Source organism: Xenorhabdus anantnagensis (genome assembly GCF_028598555.1).
Classification (GTDB): domain Bacteria; phylum Pseudomonadota; class Gammaproteobacteria; order Enterobacterales; family Enterobacteriaceae; genus Xenorhabdus; species Xenorhabdus anantnagensis.
In genome coordinates this window covers 52,054-72,651 of the sequence record NZ_JAQRFN010000010.1, presented here as the reverse complement: position 1 = coordinate 72,651, position 20,598 = coordinate 52,054, and the positions used below count along the sequence as shown (strand labels likewise).

The 20,598-nt window shown below is 42.2% G+C and carries 21 protein-coding genes and 1 pseudogene; 9 read left to right on the top strand and 13 right to left on the bottom strand.

Annotated features, from left to right (window positions below; all coding sequences use genetic code 11):
• Positions 1-61 precede the first annotated feature (61 nt).
• The 8 genes from rlmN (at position 62) to der (ending at position 9,096) form a co-directional block, all read left to right on the top strand.
• Positions 62-1,240, top strand: a complete 1,179-nt coding sequence (gene rlmN / locus PSI14_RS09795; protein ID WP_273575724.1) for a dual-specificity RNA methyltransferase RlmN — start codon at positions 62-64, stop codon at positions 1,238-1,240.
• Between the two features lie 129 nt (positions 1,241-1,369).
• Positions 1,370-1,732 carry a fimbrial assembly protein gene (locus tag PSI14_RS09790; protein WP_273575723.1) on the top strand — a complete coding sequence of 121 codons (363 nt, stop codon included), beginning with the start codon at positions 1,370-1,372 and terminating at the stop codon, positions 1,730-1,732.
• A gap of 121 nt (positions 1,733-1,853) precedes the next feature.
• Positions 1,854-2,912 carry a cytoskeleton protein RodZ gene (rodZ, locus tag PSI14_RS09785; protein ID WP_273575722.1) on the top strand — a complete coding sequence of 353 codons (1,059 nt, stop codon included), beginning with the start codon at positions 1,854-1,856 and terminating at the stop codon, positions 2,910-2,912.
• 139 nt (positions 2,913-3,051) lie between these two features.
• Positions 3,052-4,173 (top strand): flavodoxin-dependent (E)-4-hydroxy-3-methylbut-2-enyl-diphosphate synthase, encoded by a 1,122-nt coding sequence (ispG, locus tag PSI14_RS09780; RefSeq protein ID WP_273575721.1) that lies wholly within the window; start codon positions 3,052-3,054, stop codon positions 4,171-4,173.
• Positions 4,174-4,343: 170 nt separating this feature from the next.
• Positions 4,344-5,621, top strand: a complete 1,278-nt coding sequence (gene hisS, locus PSI14_RS09775) for a histidine--tRNA ligase (protein ID WP_273575720.1) — start codon at positions 4,344-4,346, stop codon at positions 5,619-5,621.
• Between the two features lie 12 nt (positions 5,622-5,633).
• Positions 5,634-6,254 carry a YfgM family protein gene (locus PSI14_RS09770; RefSeq protein ID WP_273555073.1) on the top strand — a complete coding sequence of 207 codons (621 nt, stop codon included), beginning with the start codon at positions 5,634-5,636 and terminating at the stop codon, positions 6,252-6,254.
• A 16-nt stretch (positions 6,255-6,270) separates the two neighbouring features.
• Entirely contained in the window at positions 6,271-7,443 is a 1,173-nt protein-coding gene (gene bamB, locus PSI14_RS09765) for an outer membrane protein assembly factor BamB (protein ID WP_273575719.1), read from the top strand.
• A 162-nt stretch (positions 7,444-7,605) separates the two neighbouring features.
• Positions 7,606-9,096 carry a ribosome biogenesis GTPase Der gene (gene der / locus PSI14_RS09760; protein ID WP_273575718.1) on the top strand — a complete coding sequence of 497 codons (1,491 nt, stop codon included), beginning with the start codon at positions 7,606-7,608 and terminating at the stop codon, positions 9,094-9,096.
• Between the two features lie 466 nt (positions 9,097-9,562).
• On the opposite strand, the gene PSI14_RS09755 is transcribed toward der, so the two are convergent.
• The 5 genes from PSI14_RS09755 to PSI14_RS09735 all read right to left on the bottom strand — a co-directional run bounded on the left by PSI14_RS09755 (position 9,563) and on the right by PSI14_RS09735 (position 14,237).
• On the bottom strand, positions 9,563-9,805 hold the full coding sequence (locus PSI14_RS09755) for a protealysin propeptide domain-containing protein (RefSeq protein WP_273575717.1): 243 nt from the start codon (positions 9,803-9,805) through the stop codon (positions 9,563-9,565).
• Positions 9,806-10,077: 272 nt separating this feature from the next.
• Positions 10,078-11,136 carry a M4 family metallopeptidase gene (locus tag PSI14_RS09750; protein WP_273575716.1) on the bottom strand — a complete coding sequence of 353 codons (1,059 nt, stop codon included), beginning with the start codon at positions 11,134-11,136 and terminating at the stop codon, positions 10,078-10,080.
• Between the two features lie 213 nt (positions 11,137-11,349).
• Positions 11,350-12,414, bottom strand: coding sequence for a M4 family metallopeptidase (locus PSI14_RS09745; RefSeq protein WP_273575715.1), 1,065 nt, complete (start codon positions 12,412-12,414; stop codon positions 11,350-11,352).
• 246 nt (positions 12,415-12,660) lie between these two features.
• Positions 12,661-13,569, bottom strand: a complete 909-nt coding sequence (gene hemF, locus PSI14_RS09740) for an oxygen-dependent coproporphyrinogen oxidase (RefSeq protein ID WP_273575714.1) — start codon at positions 13,567-13,569, stop codon at positions 12,661-12,663.
• A gap of 323 nt (positions 13,570-13,892) precedes the next feature.
• Positions 13,893-14,237, bottom strand: a complete 345-nt coding sequence (locus tag PSI14_RS09735; RefSeq protein WP_273575713.1) for an HNH endonuclease signature motif containing protein — start codon at positions 14,235-14,237, stop codon at positions 13,893-13,895.
• Between the two features lie 366 nt (positions 14,238-14,603).
• Here PSI14_RS09735 and PSI14_RS09730 point away from each other — a divergent pair, with 366 nt between their 5' ends.
• Positions 14,604-14,966: a hypothetical protein gene (locus PSI14_RS09730; protein ID WP_273575712.1), complete on the top strand. Its 363-nt coding sequence runs from the start codon at positions 14,604-14,606 to the stop codon at positions 14,964-14,966.
• 49 nt (positions 14,967-15,015) lie between these two features.
• Here PSI14_RS09730 and PSI14_RS09725 read toward each other — a convergent pair whose 3' ends face one another.
• The 8 genes and pseudogenes from PSI14_RS09725 to PSI14_RS09690 form a co-directional block, all read right to left on the bottom strand.
• A complete protein-coding gene (locus PSI14_RS09725) occupies positions 15,016-15,267 on the bottom strand; it encodes a helix-turn-helix domain-containing protein (protein ID WP_273575794.1) in 252 nt (83 codons plus the stop codon).
• 279 nt (positions 15,268-15,546) lie between these two features.
• Positions 15,547-17,208, bottom strand: a pseudogene (locus PSI14_RS09720) (terminase large subunit).
• 12 nt (positions 17,209-17,220) lie between these two features.
• The gene (locus PSI14_RS09715) at positions 17,221-17,580 is read right to left on the bottom strand and encodes a phage terminase small subunit P27 family (protein WP_273575711.1); all 360 of its coding nucleotides are present in this window, start codon (positions 17,578-17,580) and stop codon (positions 17,221-17,223) included.
• A 176-nt stretch (positions 17,581-17,756) separates the two neighbouring features.
• On the bottom strand, positions 17,757-18,191 hold the full coding sequence (locus PSI14_RS09710; protein WP_273575710.1) for an HNH endonuclease signature motif containing protein: 435 nt from the start codon (positions 18,189-18,191) through the stop codon (positions 17,757-17,759).
• On the bottom strand, positions 18,191-18,493 hold the full coding sequence (locus PSI14_RS09705; protein ID WP_273575709.1) for a head-tail connector protein: 303 nt from the start codon (positions 18,491-18,493) through the stop codon (positions 18,191-18,193). The genes PSI14_RS09710 and PSI14_RS09705 overlap by 1 nt, the downstream gene beginning before the upstream one ends.
• The gene (locus tag PSI14_RS09700) at positions 18,486-18,824 is read right to left on the bottom strand and encodes a phage head closure protein (protein ID WP_273575708.1); all 339 of its coding nucleotides are present in this window, start codon (positions 18,822-18,824) and stop codon (positions 18,486-18,488) included. The genes PSI14_RS09705 and PSI14_RS09700 overlap by 8 nt, the downstream gene beginning before the upstream one ends.
• Positions 18,821-20,044, bottom strand: a complete 1,224-nt coding sequence (locus PSI14_RS09695) for a phage portal protein (protein ID WP_273575707.1) — start codon at positions 20,042-20,044, stop codon at positions 18,821-18,823. Before PSI14_RS09695 ends, PSI14_RS09700 begins: the two co-directional genes overlap by 4 nt.
• 2 nt (positions 20,045-20,046) lie before the next feature.
• Positions 20,047-20,595: an HK97 family phage prohead protease gene (locus PSI14_RS09690; protein WP_273575706.1), complete on the bottom strand. Its 549-nt coding sequence runs from the start codon at positions 20,593-20,595 to the stop codon at positions 20,047-20,049.
• Positions 20,596-20,598: the final 3 nt, after the last annotated feature.

Below are 20,598 nucleotides of genomic sequence, written 5' to 3'. Positions count from 1 at the left end.
AACTTAGTGCTGAAATTAGATCAGCATAGAGCCGAAAGTGTAACAACGAGGCGATGTAAAAATGTCCCAACTTAACGAAACCGTACCACCTGAAACCTCCGCTGTATCCGTCATACCTGAAAAGAAAAACGGTAAAATCAATTTGTTCGACCTTAACCGTAAACAAATGCGTCAATTCTTTATCGATATGGGAGAAAAACCTTTTCGTGCCGATCAGGTCATGAAATGGATTTACCATTATTGCTATGACGATTTCGAGCTGATGACCGATATCAACAAAGTGCTCCGGGCGAAATTGCAACAAGTTGCTGAAATCAAAGCACCAGAAGTTGCAGAAGAGCAACGCTCCTCTGATGGCACAATCAAATGGGCGATTACTGTAGGTGATCAACAGGTTGAAACGGTTTATATCCCAGAAGATGATCGTGCGACACTGTGTGTTTCATCTCAGGTGGGGTGTGCTTTAGAGTGTAAATTTTGTTCTACTGCTCAGCAGGGCTTTAACCGCAATCTGCGAGTCTCTGAAATTATTGGTCAAGTCTGGCGTGCCGCCAAGATTATCGGATCACTGAAATCCAGTGGCCGTCGCCCCATAACCAACGTGGTGATGATGGGCATGGGAGAACCATTGCTCAATTTGAACAATGTCGTGCCAGCAATGGAAATCATGATGGATGACTTTGGTTTTGGTCTGTCAAAACGCCGTGTGACATTGTCAACCTCTGGCGTTGTTCCTGCACTGGATAAACTGGGTGAGATGATCGATGTTGCACTGGCAATTTCCTTGCATGCACCTACTGATGACATTCGTGACGAAATCGTACCCATTAACCGTAAGTACAATATTGAAGAGTTTCTGGCCAGCGTGCGTCGTTACCTGACAAAATCCAATGCGAATCAGGGACGTGTTACGGTGGAATATGTAATGCTTGACCATGTCAATGACAGCGTTGAACAAGCCCATCAATTGGCGGAATGCCTGAAAGATACCCCTAGCAAGATCAACCTGATTCCGTGGAACCCGTTCCCGGGCGCACCTTATGGGCGCAGCTCGAACAGCCGAATCGATCGTTTTTCCAAGGTCCTGATGGGATATGGTTTTACGACCATCGTGCGTAAAACGAGGGGAGATGATATTGATGCCGCATGTGGGCAGCTTGCCGGTGATGTGATTGATAGAACAAAACGAACACTGAAAAAACGTCTGACAGGTGAACCTATTCAGGTAAAAGCAGTCTAATTTTCTGTTTTAATATCGATTAATGGCTAAAAATCTGGCGAAGTTTGACATAATCTTATAAATGAAAATGGTATGATACGGAAATCAATAATTTGGACTATAGTTTGTTTTAACCTGTTAACGGGATGTGTGGAACCAGCAACGCATCGTGCTCATCAGGTTGTTGCCATAGATACACGATTGCAGCTAGGGAGGGCTTATTTGTCGGAACGAAATTTACCGGCCGCTAAATATCATTTTCAAAAAGTCTTGCTGGCGGAGCCTCTTCATTCAGAAGCACATCTAGGCATGGCATTGCATGAACAATATGCAGGCCGACCAGAAACCGCCAGTCAGCACTATAGAATGGCTATGCAGTATACGGCTGGAAGTGATACTGTAGTGCATCACTACTATATTTTTCTTTGTGAACAAAAGCAGTATGAAAAAGCGGAGCAATTGATCGCGGAAAGTATGAAAAATAGCACAAGCCGTTATAGCTGTGATAGATGATTTTTTTACATTCGACGCAGTCGTTAGATGATTTCACTACTCAAATTAAGTGATGTGTTCTATTAATTTAATTTGTGTAAATTCTTTAAACCCAGAACAGTACCAGTGTCCCTAGCTAATAATGAAGACTGAAACTTACCCAGAAGAAGCCAATCTGACAACAGGTCAGATTTTGCGTCAGGCTCGTGAAAAGCATGAGCTTTCTCAGCAAACTGTGGCAGATCGCTTGTGTCTTAAACTGTCCACTGTTCGTGATATTGAAGAAGATAATATCCCGTCAAATATTTCACCGACATTTTTGCGTGGGTATATTCGTGCCTATGCAAAATTGGTTCAAGTACCTGAGTCTGAAATCTTGAGTGTTTTGGATAAACAGATGCCATCCAAGGCTATAAAAACGTCTCCTATGCAAAGTTTTTCAGCAGGGAAAAAACGCAAGAGGCGTGATGGTTGGTTAATGAAGATAACATGGGTTGTTATCATTTTGTTATTAGGAATGACAGTCTTGTGGTGGTGGCAGGACTATAAAGCACAACAGACAGCCCAGTCTCCAATATCTGAACAATCTGGTGCCAAGAGTGCTCAGGTAACAGGTTCTGAAAAGAGTTCGGTAGCTCCAGGTGCGGGAGGGAATGATATATCCGCTCCTGCTAAAAACAGCCAATCCGGGGCAGCTTCCCAAGATAATGCACCTCAAGAAAAAACGTCACCAGCAGAAGTAAATGGTGCGGTAGTAAACAAAAATGTAAGCAGCGATGTTCCGGTATCTTCCATACCTAAAGCAGAGTCATTGCCTGTTAATCAATCGGTAACAAATCAGTTAGCTCAGCCAGCAACAAATGCAATATCAGAAAATATGGTTTCTTCCACTAATGCAGAGGCGAAAAATTCTGTTGTAAGTCCGTCATCGGTTGATGTGAGTAATATCAGTGCGGTGAGCAACAATGAATTAGTTCTGAATTTCAAAGGGGAATGCTGGCTGCAAGTTGTAGATGCTAAAGGCAAGGTGCTGTTCAGCGGCATCAAAAAGAAAGGTAATAGCCTGAAATTTTCCGGTAAATCGCTTTACTCATTGACGATTGGCGCGCCTTCTGAGGTTGAGGTTCTGTTTCAAGGAAAACCAGTGGATCTAAGTTCATTTGTGAAGAAAAATGCCACTACTAAATTGCAACTGAAATAAACCCCTTAAATTTGGGCAAACATTGAATAAGAATTCATGTTTGCCTGTGTGTATTATTTATCACAGCGTGTATTATTCACCACAGCATAGTTGTAATTTTTATAAACAAAATACAGGGATGTAGGGGAGTAATGTAAAAATGCATAATGAATCACCGATAAAAAGACGTAAATCTACGCGTATTTATGTCGGTAATGTGCCCATAGGGAATGGCGCACCGATTGCGGTGCAATCAATGACGAACACACGGACAACTGATGTTGAGGCGACAGTCAATCAAATTAGGGCGTTAGAGCGTGTTGGTGTTGATATCGTTCGTGTTTCAGTTCCAACAATGGATGCAGCCGAAGCGTTCAAGTCTATCAAACAGCAGGTCAATATTCCTCTTGTGGCCGATATTCATTTCGATTACCGCATTGCATTAAAAGTCGCGGAATATGGTGTTGACTGTCTGCGCATCAATCCCGGCAATATCGGTAACGAAGAACGTATCCGTCAGGTTGTGGATTGTGCCCGCCACAATAACATTCCAATTCGTATTGGGGTCAATGGTGGATCGTTGGAAAAAGATCTACAGGAAAAATACGGCGAACCTACACCAGAAGCATTGGTTGAATCAGCAATGCGTCATGTTGATATTTTAGATCGCCTGAATTTCGACCAATTTAAGGTGAGCGTCAAGGCATCTGATGTCTTTTTGGCGGTTGGCGCATATCGTTTACTGGCACAAAAAATTGATCAACCGTTGCATCTCGGTATTACTGAGGCAGGTGGTGCCCGTGCTGGCGCGGTGAAATCCTCAATTGGTCTTGGCATTTTATTGTCAGAAGGCATCGGCGATACTCTGCGCATCTCGTTGGCCGCAGATCCGGTAGAAGAAGTTAAAGTCGGTTTTGATATACTGAAATCATTGCGTATTCGTTCAAGGGGCATTAATTTCATTGCTTGCCCAACTTGTTCGCGTCAAGAATTTGACGTTATTGGTACGGTTAATGCACTTGAGCAGCGTCTTGAAGATTTAATTACACCGATGGATGTTTCTATCATTGGTTGTGTCGTGAATGGTCCCGGGGAAGCAGAAGTTTCGACAATTGGCGTAACGGGAGCGAGAACAAAAAGCGGCTTTTATCAAGATGGGATTCGTCAAAAAGAGCGTCTTGATAATAAAAATATGATTGATCAGCTTGAAGCAAAAATTCGAGCGAAGGCAGCTGTCTTGGATGTGAACAACCGGATTAGCGTCAATCAGCTTGATGAATAAGATGCTTAATGCTGGCGCATGTTATCATGCACCAGCTATGCCTTTTATCTTATGCCCTTTACCTATAATCCAATGAATTTTGAGTTTCAGATAACCAAGCTGCAACTTGAAAGACAAACATTCGCTTTTATAATCGACGGCATTAAATAAATATTAATAAGAGATAAAACGTGACAAAAAATATCCCAGCTATTCGTGGCATGAACGATTGTCTTCCTGCTGAAACGGCCATCTGGCAACGAGTTGAATCTACGGTGAAGCGCGTGCTGTCAGGTTATGGTTTTAGCGAAATACGGACACCGATTGTAGAGCAGACCCCGTTATTCAAACGTGCTATTGGGGAAGTGACCGATGTTGTCGAAAAAGAGATGTACACCTTTGACGACCGCAATGGTGAAAGCTTAACCCTGCGCCCGGAAAATACGGCAGGGTGCGTCCGTGCCGGTATTCAGCATGGTCTGCTGTACAATCAGGAACAGCGCTTATGGTATATCGGGCCTATGTTCCGTTATGAGCGTCCACAAAAAGGCCGTTATCGTCAATTCCATCAGCTGGGAGCTGAAGTGTTTGGTCTGCAAGGGCCGGATATTGATGCTGAAATGATTCTGATGACAGCACGCTGGTGGCGTGAACTGGGTATTGCTGATCACGTTACACTTGAACTGAATTCCATTGGTTCACTGGAAGCCCGCGCCAATTATCGTGAAGCACTGGTCGCTTTCCTTGAACAGCACAAAGAGAAGCTGGATGAAGATTGCCAGCGCCGTATGTATACCAACCCACTGCGGGTATTGGATTCCAAAAATCCTGAAATTCAGCAACTTCTTAATGATGCACCGGAGCTGTTTGACTATCTTGATGGCGAATCAAAAGAACATTTTGATGGGCTGTGCCAGATACTTGATAGCGCAGGTATCAAATACCGTATCAACCAACGTCTGGTTCGCGGCCTTGATTATTACAACCGTACTGTTTTTGAATGGGTGACATCTGCTTTGGGTGCGCAGGGAACTGTTTGTGCAGGTGGTCGCTACGATGGCTTGGTTGAACAATTGGGCGGCAAGGCAACACCAGCAGTTGGTTTTGCAATGGGCATGGAACGTATGGTTCTGTTAGTGCAGGAAGTTAATCCTGATTTTGTTGCTGATCTGACAGTTGCCGATGTTTATCTCTCTTCCTTTGGTGAAAGCAGCCAGCAAGCAGCATTGATATTGGCAGAAAAAATCCGTGATCAACTGCCAGAATTGCGTCTGATGACCAACCATGGCGGAGGCAACTTTAAGAAGCAGTTGGCGCGCGCGGGTAAACACGGTGCCAAAGTTGCCTTGATCCTTGGGGAAGATGAGATCCAAGCTGGCAATATCACAGTGAAAGATTTACGAAACGGTGAGCAAGAAACGTTGTCACAACAAACGGTCGCAGCGCGTTTGAGCGAGCTGTTAGGCTAAGGAGAGACTCTAGTGCAAGTCTATACCACTGAAACTGAACAAGTTGACGCGATAAAGCGTTTTTTATCTACCAACGGTAAATACCTCGCTGTTGGTTTAGTGTTAGGCATTGGTGCGTTGATTGGTTGGCGTTACTGGCAGACTCATCAAACAAACCAATTACATGGCACGGCGGCAGTATTTGAAAAATTGAACAAATCATTGGCATCGGGGTCGAAAGAAAGCGTTGTTGCCGCAGAAAAATTCGCTAATGAAACGAATAATGTCTACGGTGTTATGGCGGATCTGGAGCTGGCAAAACAGGCTATTACCCAAAATGATTTGGCTCAGGCAGAGAAAAATTTGCTGGTAGCCTCTGGTAAAGCCAAAGATAAGGATATGCAAGCTTTGTCTAACATTCGTTTGGCTCGGGTTCAATTGGCGGAAGATAAAACGGATGCTGCGTTGAAAACGCTGGAGCTGGTCAAAGGCAAGGGATGGCAAGTGATGGTTGAGGATATTCGTGGGGATATTCTGACCAAAAAAGGAGATATCGCTGGCGCGCGTGCCGCATATTCCATGGGGCTTGGATCTGATGGCCCTCAGGTAATCAAAGAATTCATGAAAATTAAACTTAATAATTTATCCAACTAAGGGAGTCAACTTCATAATGCAACTGCGAAAAACACTCTTGGTTGGGCTGGTTGCTTCTGTTCTGCTGGCAGGTTGTTCCAGCGAACAGGATACGGTAACAATGTCACCGTTGCCGAAGGTTGAAAGTCAATTCAAACCTCGTATCGTTTGGGATAAGTCCGTTGGGAATGGCACTGGGCAGTATTACTCTCATTTATCACCAGCTTGGCAGGGTTCAACGGTTTACGTTGCTGATCGTAATGGGGTTATCAAAGCACTTGATATAGACAGCGGCAAAGAGTTGTGGGCAACGGATCTGTCAAAAAAAGCAGGTTTACTATCATCTCGCTTGCCAGCGTTGCTTTCTGGTGGTTTGACTGTATCCGGTAATCGCTTATATGTCGGAACAGAAAAGGCAAAAGTCGTTGCGTTGGATACAACGAACGGCAAAGTTGAATGGGAATCAACGGTTGCTGGTGAAGCGTTATCCCGTCCTGTAGTGAGTGATGGCTTTGTCTTGATTCATACTGGCAATGGTATGTTGCAGGCATTGAAAGAAACTGATGGTAGCGTTGCTTGGTCAGTTAACATGGATACGCCTTCATTATCAGTTCGTGGTGAATCTGCTCCTGCCGTGGCTTATGGTGCGGCCGTTGTAGGTGGAGACAATGGCCGGATCAGTGCCGTTTTGTTGTCTCAGGGGCAACTGATTTGGCAACAGCGTATTTCTCAGGTAACGGGTTCTACCGAAATAGCTCGCCTGAATGATGTTGATATGACTCCGGTCATTTCTGACAATATTATCTATGCCATTGCTTATAACGGCAATTTAGTGGCAATGGATATGCGTTCAGGTCAGATCATTTGGAAACGTGAACTAGGATCGGTGAATGATATGGTTATCACTGACAGCAATATTTTCATTGTTGATCAAAATGACCGTATCTTGTCCCTGCGCAAGAGTGATGGTGTGACTTTATGGTCGCAGAATGCTCTCTTGCACCGTAACCTGACAGCTCCAGAAATGTATAATGGTTATCTGGTTGTTGGTGATGGTGAAGGTTACCTGCATTGGTTGAATATGGCTGATGGCAAATTTGTGGCGCAGCATAAGGTTGATAGTTCTGGCCTGTTGAGCCGCCCGGTTGTTGCCAGCGATAAACTGATGGTACAAGCGAAGGACGGGACAGTTTACCTGTATACTCGCTAATTCCAGAGTGTGTTTTAATTAACACGAAATTATACGGCTCCTGAATAGTAACAGGGGCCGTTTCGTCTTTTTAGTATCTTTGTATCTTGCTATGGTGAACAACATTGAGAGGTCACTTTCAGCAGGATATCGATTTAAATTTAGTCATGAGGCATCAAAAAAATGATACCTGTCGTTGCGCTGGTTGGGCGCCCCAATGTTGGAAAATCCACCTTATTTAACCGATTAACCCGAACCAGAGATGCTCTGGTAGCGGATTTCCCTGGCTTAACCCGTGATCGTAAGTATGGACGGGCAGAGGTTGAAGGGCAGGAATTCATCATCATTGATACGGGAGGTATCGATGGTACAGAAGATGGCGTAGAAACGCATATGGCTACGCAATCTCTTATGGCCATAGAAGAGGCTGATATTGTTCTCTTTATGGTTGACGCAAGATCGGGTCTGATGCCTGCTGACCATGCGATTGCCAAGCATCTGCGTAGCCGTGAAAAAGCAACTTTCTTGGTGGCGAATAAAACAGATGGTATTGATATTGACACCTCTACAGCTGAATTTTATTCACTGGGGCTGGGAGATATTTATTCCATTGCTGCTTCTCATGGTCGTGGCGTGACACAGCTGATTGAACATGCGCTGTTGCCGTTTTCTGATAAAGAAGAAACGGAAGAAGTAGAACTGACTGAAGAAGAAGCTAATGCCGCTTATTGGGCAGAAATGGAGCAAGCTGAGCTGGATGCTTCTGCTGAAGAGGAAGAAGAGGAGGCATTTGATCCTACAACCTTGCCTCTGAAACTTGCGATTGTTGGCCGCCCTAATGTGGGTAAATCCACATTAACCAACCGTATCCTAGGTGAAGAACGTGTTGTTGTTTATGATATGCCGGGAACAACTCGTGACAGCATTTATATCCCCATGGAACGTGATGGCCGTGAATATATTTTAATTGATACAGCAGGCGTTCGTAAGCGTGGGAAAGTCACTGAAACAGTTGAAAAATTCTCTGTAATTAAAACACTTCAGGCGATTGAAGATGCCAATGTTGTGTTGCTGATCGTGGATGCTCGTGAAGGCATTTCTGATCAAGATCTCTCGCTGCTTGGTTTTATCCTTAACAGTGGTCGTTCTCTGGTTATTGCTGTAAACAAATGGGATGGCATGAGTCAGGAAGATAAAGATCACGTTAAAGATATGCTTGATTTGCGTCTTGGCTTTGTTGATTTTGCTCGTGTTCACTTTATTTCTGCATTACATGGTAGCGGTGTTGGGAATCTATTTGAGTCAATTCTGGAAGCTTATGAAAGCGCTACCAGCCGCGTTAGCACTTCCTTATTGACCCGTATAATGCGCATGGCAGAAGATGATCATCAACCACCGATGATTCGCGGCCGCAGAGTGAAAATGAAATATGCTCATGCTGGTGGATATAACCCGCCTATCGTGGTTATCCATGGTAATCAGGTGACGAATTTACCGGATTCTTATAAGCGTTATCTGATGAATTATTTCCGTCGTTCTTTGAAGGTGATGGGAACACCTATCCGCATCCAATTTAAAGAAGGGGCCAACCCTTATGCGGATAAGAAAAATACATTAACAGCAACTCAGCTCCGTAAACGTAAGCGCTTGATGGAACATCTGAAAAAACGTTAATTATTTAAAAATACTGCTATATCCAATGGATTTCAAGGTGTGTCACAGTCAACAAAGAGGCAACTTGAAAGAGAAAGACAAAGGGTATATAAATAAAGGGCTGTTTCAGCCCTTTATTATTGAGTAAATTCATAATTTTTTCTTGTTAAATAGAAAATTATGACCTTGTGATTTTTCGATTTCTTTTTTCTAAGAAAAGAATTTGACTATCATAAACATTAAAAATAATGTTAAAAGCAAAATTAATTAGTTGAAAGAAACTTCAAGAATATCAATTAATTTATGGTAAGTCTGCTGAATTAATTTGGGTGTTTTTATTATTGTCTAGCTTAATTAGTATGTAAATCAATTAATAATACTATATTTTACTTTACTTCAACTAAATTTTTTTAGCATTCTTTATTTGTTTCTCTGATGGAATGCTTTTCTAAAACAAGATTTATTTTAAAAAATCTTCTTCCTAAATTTATTTTCCTGATGATTGATAGCTGCCTTCGCCTTCTGATTTAGGAATACTTCTATTTTTATAGAGCAAAGGGTCATCTTTAGGGGCTGAGGAGGCTTCATTGATTGATTTTTCCATTAGTTTATTAATATGATCTAATGTATTCAAAATACACTCTTTATCATTAGCATCACAGGTTTTTGCAATATACTCCAATAAATAAGGAGGGATTATATTTTGTTTGCTCGATTTATTTTTACTCATGATAATACCTTTTTGTACATGTTGTCGTGTTGGTTTATATTTAGACTAACCTAAATGGTAACTAAATTAACCATGTTAGTCACTACTAAAAATGTAAATTTTTATAATGTGAGATGAAGCAGTGAAATAATTAATTTCATTAAATAGAGAATGGTGTTTTATTGATGATTTGCAAGTTTGAAAAAATTGAAAATCTGGCTCAGGCGGTAGGTATGAGTAGAGGAAGTGTAGGATATATAAATATAATCAAGACCTTCCCTGGTCTTTAATGATTAGAGCAGTATTCCGACTTGATTCCATGAATAAGTCACAATATTTGAAATTTTCTTATCAAATAATATATTAGCATTGTCAACGGTCAGCTGTGCAAAATCATTAAAGCTGGCTTTATGGGATAAACGTTTATCCAATAATGTGTTGTACCAAATTTTTCCGGCTTGCTCCCATGAATATCCTCCCAACGCGATTGCCAATAAATAGAATGCCTTATTAGGAATGCCTGAATATTTATGGACACCCCCGTTGTCATCTCTGACAGATAAATCTTGATATTGATCCATATGATCAACTTGGTTATCTTTTGGGTTTGCTAGCCCGGGGTTTTTGAATGAGCGCAAGGCAATGTTAGGGTCATTGTCCGGGTTAAGTGCAGGACCAAATATCCCTTGGCCTATCAACCAATCAGATTCGCTGACTTTTTGGTTATTAGCATACTGTTTCACCATAATACCGAATACATCTGAGATAGATTCGTTTAATGCACCGGACTGATAGGCATAATCAAGATTTGCTTCACTTTCAATTACTCCGTGGGTTAATTCATGCGCAGTAATATCAATACACGATGTAAAATGATTAAAGTAGGGAGCATAACCATCACCGAAGATCATTTGATTATTATCCCAAAATGCATTCATATAATTTTTCTGATAATGAACAGTGGCAACTAATTTAAGACCTTGGTTATTAATTGAATTACGGCCAAAAATTTCCTTATAAAACTCATATGTCTTACCAAGATAATTATAAGCTTCAGTGGCTGGAATGTCATTGATTACAGTCATGCCTTCACGTAAAATTAATATTTTACCTGGATATTGATCATTATGTTCGGCATTATAAATAGTTCGATTTAATTTATTATCAGAGCCTGGCTGATATCCATGAGCTAAAGTATCTATTTCAACAGGGTTATTCATTAGATTGTAAACATGATCTAATGTTTTTAATATGTGTGCTTTGTCGACTTGACCGCAGATTTTAACAACATATTCTAATAAATATGGTGGAATGATACCGGATTTGTTTAGTTTATCTTGACTTCTACGCATAATAATATCCTTATTTTAGATGTTATAAATATATTGTAGCCTATATTAATTATGAATCTAAATGGTGTCATTGGCTACTAATGAATGATTTTTTTGGGGATTTAATATATTAATTTATGAATGTAATAAAGGGTTGTCCTTAACCCTTTATTATCTATTTTTCAGTATTATCTTGATGTTACTGATTATAATTTTAATTGATATTTAATTAATTTAATTTCTTTTTGGAAGTAGAATACCAACTTCTTCCCAGCCGTTATTGACGACATCTGCAATTTTTTTATCGAATAAATGCTTTGCATTATCAACCGTAAGTTTGGCAAAATCTTCAAAATCTGCATCTGAAGACAGGCGATTATCCAATAGCGTTTCATACCAAATTTTGCCCGCCTTTTCCCAGGTATAGCCCCCCAATTCCATCGCCACTAAATAAAATGCTCTGTTGGGAATGCCTGAATATATGTGAACGCCTCCATTGTCAATTGTAAAAGGAAGTTCTTCATATTGATCCATATGACCAACTTGTTTATCTCCAGAAAATGCTGTTCCTGGTTTGATAAAGGTGCGCAAAGCGACATTAGGTTTATTATCTGGATTAAACTTTTCGCCTAGTAAACCTTCGCCTAATAACCAATTTGACTCATCGGCTTTTTGGTTATCGAAATATTGTTTAACCATAATACCAAATACATCTGCGATAGATTCATTCAACGCACCAGATTGGTAGATATAATCCAGTCCTGCTTCACTTTCGATGACGCCATGCGTCAACTCATGGGCTATAATGTCAATGGCAGAGGTAAAACGATTGAAGTATTTTCCATCACCATCGCCAAATACCATTTGTTTTCTGGACCAGAATGCATTCAGATAGTTTGTACCATAGTGTACTGTAGCAACTAACTTTATCCCTTCGTTATCAAGAGAATTGCGGCCGAAAACTGTTTTATAGAACTCATGAGTTTTGCCAAGATAATCATACGCCTCATTAACCGCAACATCTGAATTTTCTGACATGCCTTCACTACGAGATAATTCTTCCCCAGGGAACTTCTCTTTATTTTTGGCATTATAGATAGTACGGTGCAGTTTATCATCTTTTCCTACTAGGTTTTCCTGTTGAGATATAGTTTCTTCAGCAGGAGTATGCATTAATTGATAAACATGATCTAATGTTTTTAATACATATTGATTCGTACATGTATCACAATCGTCAGAGATATGTTCTAAAACAAATGGAGGAATTAAGCTATATATATTGGTTTGATTATCGCTCATAATAATACCCTTTTTTGTCTTTAGATGTTGTGTGTGTTTTTTCTCGGGCCCGGATCGAATACTAGCTGTAATTAATAGACGAGTCATTAGTATGAGTATTGATTTTTTATGGCAGGGTATTGCTAATGAAAAATAATAAATTTTTTTATCAGTATTATGATAAATACGTTAGGAATTTAAAATTATTTTTTTAAAAAAATTAAAAACAGGAATAAAGAAATTTCCTTATATTCCTGTTTTTAATTGTCATGCCCAATCTTTTTTTATTAGAAATGAAGTGTATAACTCAGATTCAGGAGAGTCAGCTTCTGGAGAATAACCATATTCCCAACGTACTAATGGGGGCATGGACATTAATATTGATTCAGTTCTTCCACCACTTTGCAAGCCAAAGAGAGTTCCCCTATCCCAGACAAGGTTAAATTCAACATAGCGGCTTCGGCGATATAACTGGAACTGTCTTTCACGATCACCCCAAGCGATATCTTTTCTTCGTTCTACAATAGGTAAATAAGCAGATAAAAATCCATTTCCGACAGCTTGTGTGAAACTAAAGCTGGTATCAAAATTGGGCGTATTTAAATCGTCATAAAATAAACCACCAATGCCACGAGGTTCATTTCGGTGTTTTATAAAAAAGTAATCATCACACCATTTTTTATATTTTGGATAAATATCATTGCCAAAAGGCTGACATAAATTTTTGGCGACGGTGTGCCAATGAATGGCATCTTCTTCAAAACCATAATAAGGCGTGAGATCAAAACCACCACCAAACCACCATACAGGAGTCTCACCTTCTTTTTCAGCAATAAAGAAACGCACATTTGCATGACTCGTTGGAACATAGGGATTAAGTGGATGAATGACAAGGGAAACACCCATAGCCTGATAACTGCGACCCGCCAATTCTGGACGATGGGCTGTGGCGGAAGCAGGCATTGAAGCCCCTGCTATATGTGAGAAGTTCACCCCGGCTTTTTCAAAAACTTTACCTTCAGTCAGCACACGGCTCCGCCCGCCGCCGCCTTCTTCTCGTTGCCAACAGTCTTCCATGAAAGTTGATTGACCATCAAGCTGTTCCAGTTGCTTGCAGATGTGATCCTGCAATAAGAGGAAAAAATTCTTCACTTGATATATATTAGGTATATTCATAATTAAAGTATAACTCTTTGATATTATTTAAATAATTACAATTATTTAACGATTTTATTTTTGTTTGTTTATGCAATTGTTTATACATAGAACGCTGAACAAGCCTATAAACAAGACATAAGATAAGAACAGTGTAAAAGAAAAGAAAGGAAAGAATAAGAGTGAATTTGTGATCAATAAAACGAGGTCAGTACGCTAAGCGTTCTGACCTTGTGAAGGGTTTGCAACGAATTCCGTCGGAATCTATTGATAGATCGAAGTTACAATTAACTGATATCCCTGCCCGAAGGAGAGTCAAAAAACAGAAACAGGGTCACTTAATTTCACATTTCAAAATACACCTCACCGAAAGTCGCTTGTGTCAATTTCTCGTTTTTTGTGCCATTGGCTCTCACTGCAGGCTTGTTTGTGTTTAGCCTTCCATTTTGACGAGCCGCATTATTACCCCAATGTAAAGGCCTTAGATTAGATAATTGATCAGTTCCACCATTAGATTTAGGTGTTATATGGTCTATTTCCCATCCATATTTATCATTTCTATTTCCATACGCATTTTTTTGTATCCAAGCCCCACATTGATCTTCTCTATACCCGTTGGCTTCATTGGTTGAATCAACAAAATATGCTTTATTCCAAACCTGATTTATGATTTGTGGTGAAAATGACATTATTAGTTCCTTAAATTAATCATAGACTATAGTTATTATTTAACTATATTCCATAATTTATGAAAAACAAAAAATTAATTAGCATTCACATATCATAAAAAAATAGAACGCTATCACACAATCAATTCAACAAGGCGGTATTATAATTTAAAATTTATTATTTTACAGCCAAAAAAACGTCTCTGTGTAAAATTTAAACAACTTCATTAGGAATGAATTATATTTTGTGCTTAATAATTAATTAATTGATTTTAAATAAATAAAACCAATCAGTCATTACAGTTAAATACAACAGTAATTATTACTTGAAGGACATATCTAATATCTTATAATAATCCTTTGATAATTTTTTGAGGTTTTTTATAAATGAAAAGTTCATTTGTTACTTTACTTATTCTTCAATTAAACTCAGCTATTGATTCAGGAAAATATAATGACATTACTATTGACGAAGTCCATGATGCTATTTACCAAAAGAAATTATTAAAATTTCTTAAACAAAGTTGTGGTAAAGATATAGATCTGAGCTTACACCTTGATGAGCATTTTAGGTTTGAAGAAGATTACGAAAAGAGAATGAACGATCTATACAGTGTATATGTAGGAAATGAATCTAGAAAATGGGGAATCAAAAATTCAGGTCTATGCTTAGTTTTAGCATGGACATGTGAAATTATTCAGACTCATTTCACTCATAATGACGATCCTAATTATCGATTAGCACATTAGCCAACAGCGGCCAGCAATAATGCTGGCTGCATAACAGCTAACCTATGTATTAATTGCGAGCCTTACGTTCAATCAACTGCCCATCAGCATCAAAATACCGACTAGGCCAGATTTCTGAGGGATGTATACCGAGATAATCCGCAATAATCCATTCCCCTTTAGGCCAAGGGCGTGACAGTGTATTCGCTAATGTCGATGAACTGAGTCCCACCTCACGAGAAACAGCCGCTAAGATCGTACCACGCTTACGTAATGCAGCAATAATATCGGCTTGATGCCAGTCATTTCTAACGTTATTCATTCCTGCTACCCCTTCCATTAATTGATAAAATTGATGGTGGCGATTCAGACAGGGTTCGCAGTACCGGGAACTATCAACCGGTGAGGCCAAAGCCTCCCCTGCCTGAACCACCATTGAAAGGGCGATAACAGACACACTGGTAGAAACATCCTACCAGTGGATAGTTCATTACAAGGCTGCGAAACCTTACCACTGGATTTTGTCAATGGCGGAGCTACTTTAACTGATTGGTTTATCTGACTCAATAAGCGAATCAGTATAAACGCTTAACTTTTTACGCTATATCCCATTAAACGCCTTAAGGCGCTGTTGCTGTTCTGTACTTAAGGTAAAAGCAAAATCTTCATGCTCTATCTGCCATGTACCAAAACTCATCAGGAACGCTATTGCCGGGTCGATTTTGTTCGCCGATTTCTTCTTGTTCGGTTTGATATTGGCGTTAGCGTCGGTCTCCATCACCACATTGGACATTGCCCATGAGAGAACCGGATCGCCATTGTGACGAATGACCTTGCGGTTAACAAACACCTCGGTTGATTTGGCAACGGGACTAAATCGCATATAGGTTTGTGGGAACGGCTCGACCTCAATCCCCGCGCCCTGTAATTGTGTTCGTAGGTGTGTGGCGTTCCATGTGTCGAAGCCCACCAGCTTGATATCAAAGTGCTGGCTGTCTTTGAGAATGTCGTCACGAATACGGTCATAATTAATGCAATCGCCTTGTGTGGTACGTATCCAGCCTGCTTGTGCCCATTGACGATAAACCGCCCGGTTCTTGTTGGCCGGATTCTGTAACTGGGCTTCCGGTAAATAATGGCGGGTCAGTAATAACAATTCATTATCCACAGGGAACGTGTAACACACGCTGGTGATATCCCCTATTGACGATAAATCCAGTCCGGCGTAATACTCCAGCCCCTTAAGATCGCGCTCGTTATACTCCATTTGACAAGCTTTCCAAGCACCTTCACCCATCCACGGCGTTTCGCCCTGACACCAGATATTAAAGCGTCTGGTTAACATTTCCGTCCATTGTGAGGGAATACCGCGGGCTTTCCGTATCGTGTCATGCAAAGCGTCACTGTCTACCGAGACATTGAGATTGGGGTTAGCCTTGATCCAAAGTGTTTCATCATCGATCTCGTTCTCGTCGTCCAGTTCGTAGATCAGGGCGAATAACGATGCGTTTTACTCTTCGCCATTCAGTATCTGACAGCAATAATCATAATGCTGTTTACAGGCGGATATCATGTTACTGCCCGCCGTGGTAATGGCAAACAGGACACCTTCGGGACGTGCGCCCATCCCCAGTTCAAGGGCAGAGTACACGGCGTTATCGGGGTGCAAATGGTACTCATCGACAATCGCCAGGCTGGGGTTTGTGCCTTCAATCGTGGCAGCTTTCGCCGCTAGCGGCTTTAACAGGCTATTGCTCTTCGGGTAGGTTACTTTGTGTTGTTGGATAGTCACCCGTTTTTTCAGGGGCTTTGATAACAGGCACATCTGGCGGGCATCATCAAACACGATACGTGCCTGATCACGGCTCACGGCGGCGGTGTAAATATCCTGCTGGCCTGACTCCATCACTAAGAACCAATTCGCCAATATCGCGGCAACCGTGGATTTCGCATTTTTGCGTGGCACCTGAATATAGGCGCTACGGTACTTTCTGCGACCCGTGGCCTTGACCTTGAAGCCAAACAGGTTAGCAAAAGCGAATTGCTGCCACGGTTCTAAGGCTATCGGCTTACCACGCAAGTGACCTTTGACGTGCGGACAGAGGCGGGAAAAGCCAATAAAGCGTTCTACGACTTCGGTATCGAACGTATAAAGCGGGTTGTTCAGGTCGTTATAATAGCGTTTCACGGCCTGTTTTACCCGTTTACAGGCCGGAATGGTGCCGTTTTCGACATCCAAAGCGTACTGTTCCCATGCGTTCATCATTGAACTTACTCAGGCTATCAGCACATCTAAATCATCGGGTTCATCGCTTTCTATCGGATTACGACGGCGGGATACCGGATCAAAGCCCAGCAATGACGACATTTTTATCATGATTTTTTCCGCATCGGCTTTTGCTTTCAGTGACGGGTTACTGGTTGCCGCGCCGCGTGAGCCTTCCACCGCGAACCCGCGCACTTCAATATCGGCCACGGCTTTACGGTAGATTGCATAGTTGACGCAATACAGTTCTAGGTTGTTCCAGTCAGCCGGGCTTAGGTCGTCACGCTCGTTGAGAATTTTGGCTTTCGATTTCCATTGTTGCGCGGCGATATCATTTAAGTACTCAGGGGGTTTGGGTGCTCTTGCCATAATATATTGTTTCCTATAAAGATTACTGCTATTGAAAAAAGTGCCATGCATAAAAATTCGAGGAGGCGGGCGGTTCCTCTGAGAGGGACGTTTGTCATTTTTTACTCCCCCACCCCCGATCATTTCATTTGAAACTGTTTTTCTTGCAATTAATATCAAATAATGATGTGACTGTTTCAGTCTGCAACTAACCAGCCTCGAAGCTTTGCCGCTCTTTCTTCCTGTTCCCGATACTCACCGCGCTTGCGCTTCTGCTTGGTTATCGGGTCTTGTTTAAACGTCTTGGTGTTATGGCAGCTATGACATATTGACTGGTGATTGAAGTCAGGCCAGAACAACACATCACTGTCGCCGTCTATCGGGATAATGTGGTCAACAATGGTGGCAGGGGTGTAGATACTGGCTTTCAGGCAAATCACACATAAGGGATTCGTCTTAAGGTACATCAACCGATACTTACCCCATTGATTACTATAACCGCGTGCTGTTCGTGTTCCTCGCTTACTGTCCTGTTGTCGTCTGGCTTCCCGCTTGTGCTGCTCACATCGACCAGACGTTACCCGCTCACGACAACTCGGATAACTACAACGCTTTAAAGGTTGCCACGGCATCAGTAGATACCTATATCACGATAGACAGACCACAATGATTTAATGGTGAACGGGATTTCTTTCAGTTCCTTATCTGCCGCCATTGCCCGATTCTCATACAGTAAACCAATATAAAGTAAACAGCCGACTTTGATCGCAGGGCTGAATACCAAGCCCTCACCAAATCGCTTGCCAATATGTTGCTGACAGACTTCCAATGCAGCATCGGCATAACCTTTGAGTAAGGTATCTTCTAAAGTATTGCTTTCATCTATCCGGCAATGCTGTTTGATTTCACTCAGAGGGATATCGATATCAGGCATGTTTCACGCCTCCCTTACAAAGCAGCTCTAAGTAAGTCCGTTTCGGATCGGGAATAACGGCAGCGATGGCAAAGGTCTGACTGTGGGTACTATCACCCTGATAGATAATCCGGTGGGCAGTGGTGATATCGTTCCGGTAGCGCAACCAGATACGTACAGAGGCTTCGGAAAGTATCCGCCCAGAAGCAACCAGTTCCCGACCGCTGATAAATTTCACTTCCGCCCAGACTTCGGCAACATCCACCCATGCTTTAATCACTGAACCGCCCGGTGAACGGGTTTGTTCATTTTTCTGGATAATCACCCGATCTCTTAATGCGCCCGCTCTCATTCCTTGCCCTCCGGTTCATTAGCTTTCTTCACCTCAAAAGTTTGTTTCCATGCCTGACTGAATTTATCACCACCGGCACGGGGTGATAGACCTTCCCGTTCACGGGCTTCATTCGGGCACATGACACCGGATTTAATCGCCGTCTCATAACTCTGGAAGCGTTCTTTCGGATTGGCGCGTAGTAAGTCGGCGGTATCGAACTCCACCTGATAACGAATGCCCTGTTTCGGTGAGGCCATCAGTAAGGCCGCTTTGATTTGTTGCTCAAAGTTGGCAAGCCACGGGCGCATAGTGATGGTCAGAAAGGCGCGGGACGCTTCACTAAAGTTACTGTAGGTACTGTTCGAATACTCTTGTAAAAAGATCGGGCTGACGTTGAACATACGGGCGATATCATCAATCGTGAAGCGTCGGGAGGCCAGCCACTCCGCATCCTGATTGCTCATCCCCAATTGTTGGTATTCCATCCCGCCTTCAAGAATGGGTGTTTTCCCTGCATTGCGAGCGCCCTTGTAACGTTCTAGAGCTTCCAGTGCCTTAGCGCCCTTTGTACCATCCAGCCACTCAGCGGACTTGATAACCCCTGCCGCCATCATGCCGTCTTTCATGATGCTGGCTCCGTGGCGTTGTTGTGCCAGCCCTAACCCCAATGTCTCGCGGCAAATGGTGACAGGTGATCGCCCAAGAAAGCCGTCTTCGGTGGCATAACGCAGATGCAGGATTTCTTCCTGTAGGTAGGTTTTCACCTTGCCGCTATAAGGCTCTGTGATGGTGTATGAGAACCGGTGATCGGATAGCCGCTGAGGGACAACCGCTGACGGTGGGTAAGGGTGCAAGGATTGTGGCTGACCATCTTTTCCCCAGACTATGACTGCATACGCATTACCATTGAGTAAGCAATGACGCATCAACGTTCGTTTAAACTGAAACGGGGTCTGGCAGTCATTCGGACACTCATTCAGCAAATAGTCGACAGGATGATCACTGAGCCATTCGCGGGATTCTTTGCCGTTCTGGTGCTGAACACGATAGAGATAGCAAGGCATGGTCGCCACTGCTTCACTGATCACCGTAACGGCATTCATTACCGCGGGCAGACCTTCGGCTGTCGAGGGTGAAATATGCTCGCCGGATTTGGTGTTAGTCATACCTGCCAGAGAAAGAAACTCATCAATCGTCATGCTGCGGGTTTCAGGGGCTTTTCGCTTAAAAGGCCACATAGTTACACCTCGGACAGTTGCAGCCAGTAATGACGCAAATCAACATGATTAGGCTTAACCGCATTCAGAGAACGCTTGGCGATTTCAACGCCGCTTTCAGGATAGGCGGGTAAACTGGTGATGGTAATTTCCCTCAGTTCCGCTTCTAAAACGGTTCTGATATAAGGCTCCTGACCAACATCCCACTGATCTTTAATGGCTCGAAAACCAAAGGACATACCGGAAATATCACCCCGTTCAACCAGTGCCAGTACATCACGGCCTAATTGGGTATCAGGCGGGGTTAACTCAAAGCGTAGTCCGGTGGTATCTTCGGCAAGTTGCAATGTGCCGGAGGTAGTACGGCCTAACAGGTTCATGTGATCATGTTCATACAATGCTCGAACATCAGTATTTGCCGTTAAGCTGGCACTGAACGCATTCGGGGCGAACTGTTCGACAAACTCATCCCACAAAACTTGTGATCGGCTGTTCCACTTAATTACATAACCTGTCAGTTTCTTATCACTGGCAGAAAGGGAAGCGGTGCGGATTTCAAAATCATTTTTCATTGG

Bases quoted from the DNA above. Each gene is read 5' to 3' on its own strand.
- PSI14_RS09755 (WP_273575717.1), bottom strand. From the start codon at position 9,805: ATGAGTAAAAATAAATCGAGCAAACAAAATATAATCCCTCCTTATTTA.
- PSI14_RS09690 (WP_273575706.1), bottom strand. From the start codon at position 20,595: ATGAAAAATGATTTTGAAATCCGCACCGCTTCCCTTTCTGCCAGTGAT.
- hemF (WP_273575714.1), bottom strand. From the start codon at position 13,569: ATGAATATACCTAATATATATCAAGTGAAGAATTTTTTCCTCTTATTG.
- PSI14_RS09750 (WP_273575716.1), bottom strand. From the start codon at position 11,136: ATGCGTAGAAGTCAAGATAAACTAAACAAATCCGGTATCATTCCACCA.
- PSI14_RS09700 (WP_273575708.1), bottom strand. From the start codon at position 18,824: ATGAGAGCGGGCGCATTAAGAGATCGGGTGATTATCCAGAAAAATGAA.
- PSI14_RS09735 (WP_273575713.1), bottom strand. From the start codon at position 14,237: ATGTCATTTTCACCACAAATCATAAATCAGGTTTGGAATAAAGCATAT.
- PSI14_RS09730 (WP_273575712.1), top strand. From the start codon at position 14,604: ATGAAAAGTTCATTTGTTACTTTACTTATTCTTCAATTAAACTCAGCT.
- PSI14_RS09715 (WP_273575711.1), bottom strand. From the start codon at position 17,580: ATGGCAAGAGCACCCAAACCCCCTGAGTACTTAAATGATATCGCCGCG.
- ispG (WP_273575721.1), top strand. From the start codon at position 3,052: ATGCATAATGAATCACCGATAAAAAGACGTAAATCTACGCGTATTTAT.
- der (WP_273575718.1), top strand. From the start codon at position 7,606: ATGATACCTGTCGTTGCGCTGGTTGGGCGCCCCAATGTTGGAAAATCC.
- PSI14_RS09705 (WP_273575709.1), bottom strand. From the start codon at position 18,493: ATGCCTGATATCGATATCCCTCTGAGTGAAATCAAACAGCATTGCCGG.
- rlmN (WP_273575724.1), top strand. From the start codon at position 62: ATGTCCCAACTTAACGAAACCGTACCACCTGAAACCTCCGCTGTATCC.
- PSI14_RS09725 (WP_273575794.1), bottom strand. From the start codon at position 15,267: ATGAATAACGTTAGAAATGACTGGCATCAAGCCGATATTATTGCTGCA.
- rodZ (WP_273575722.1), top strand. From the start codon at position 1,854: ATGAAGACTGAAACTTACCCAGAAGAAGCCAATCTGACAACAGGTCAG.
- PSI14_RS09710 (WP_273575710.1), bottom strand. From the start codon at position 18,191: ATGCCGTGGCAACCTTTAAAGCGTTGTAGTTATCCGAGTTGTCGTGAG.
- PSI14_RS09745 (WP_273575715.1), bottom strand. From the start codon at position 12,414: ATGAGCGATAATCAAACCAATATATATAGCTTAATTCCTCCATTTGTT.
- PSI14_RS09695 (WP_273575707.1), bottom strand. From the start codon at position 20,044: ATGTGGCCTTTTAAGCGAAAAGCCCCTGAAACCCGCAGCATGACGATT.
- bamB (WP_273575719.1), top strand. From the start codon at position 6,271: ATGCAACTGCGAAAAACACTCTTGGTTGGGCTGGTTGCTTCTGTTCTG.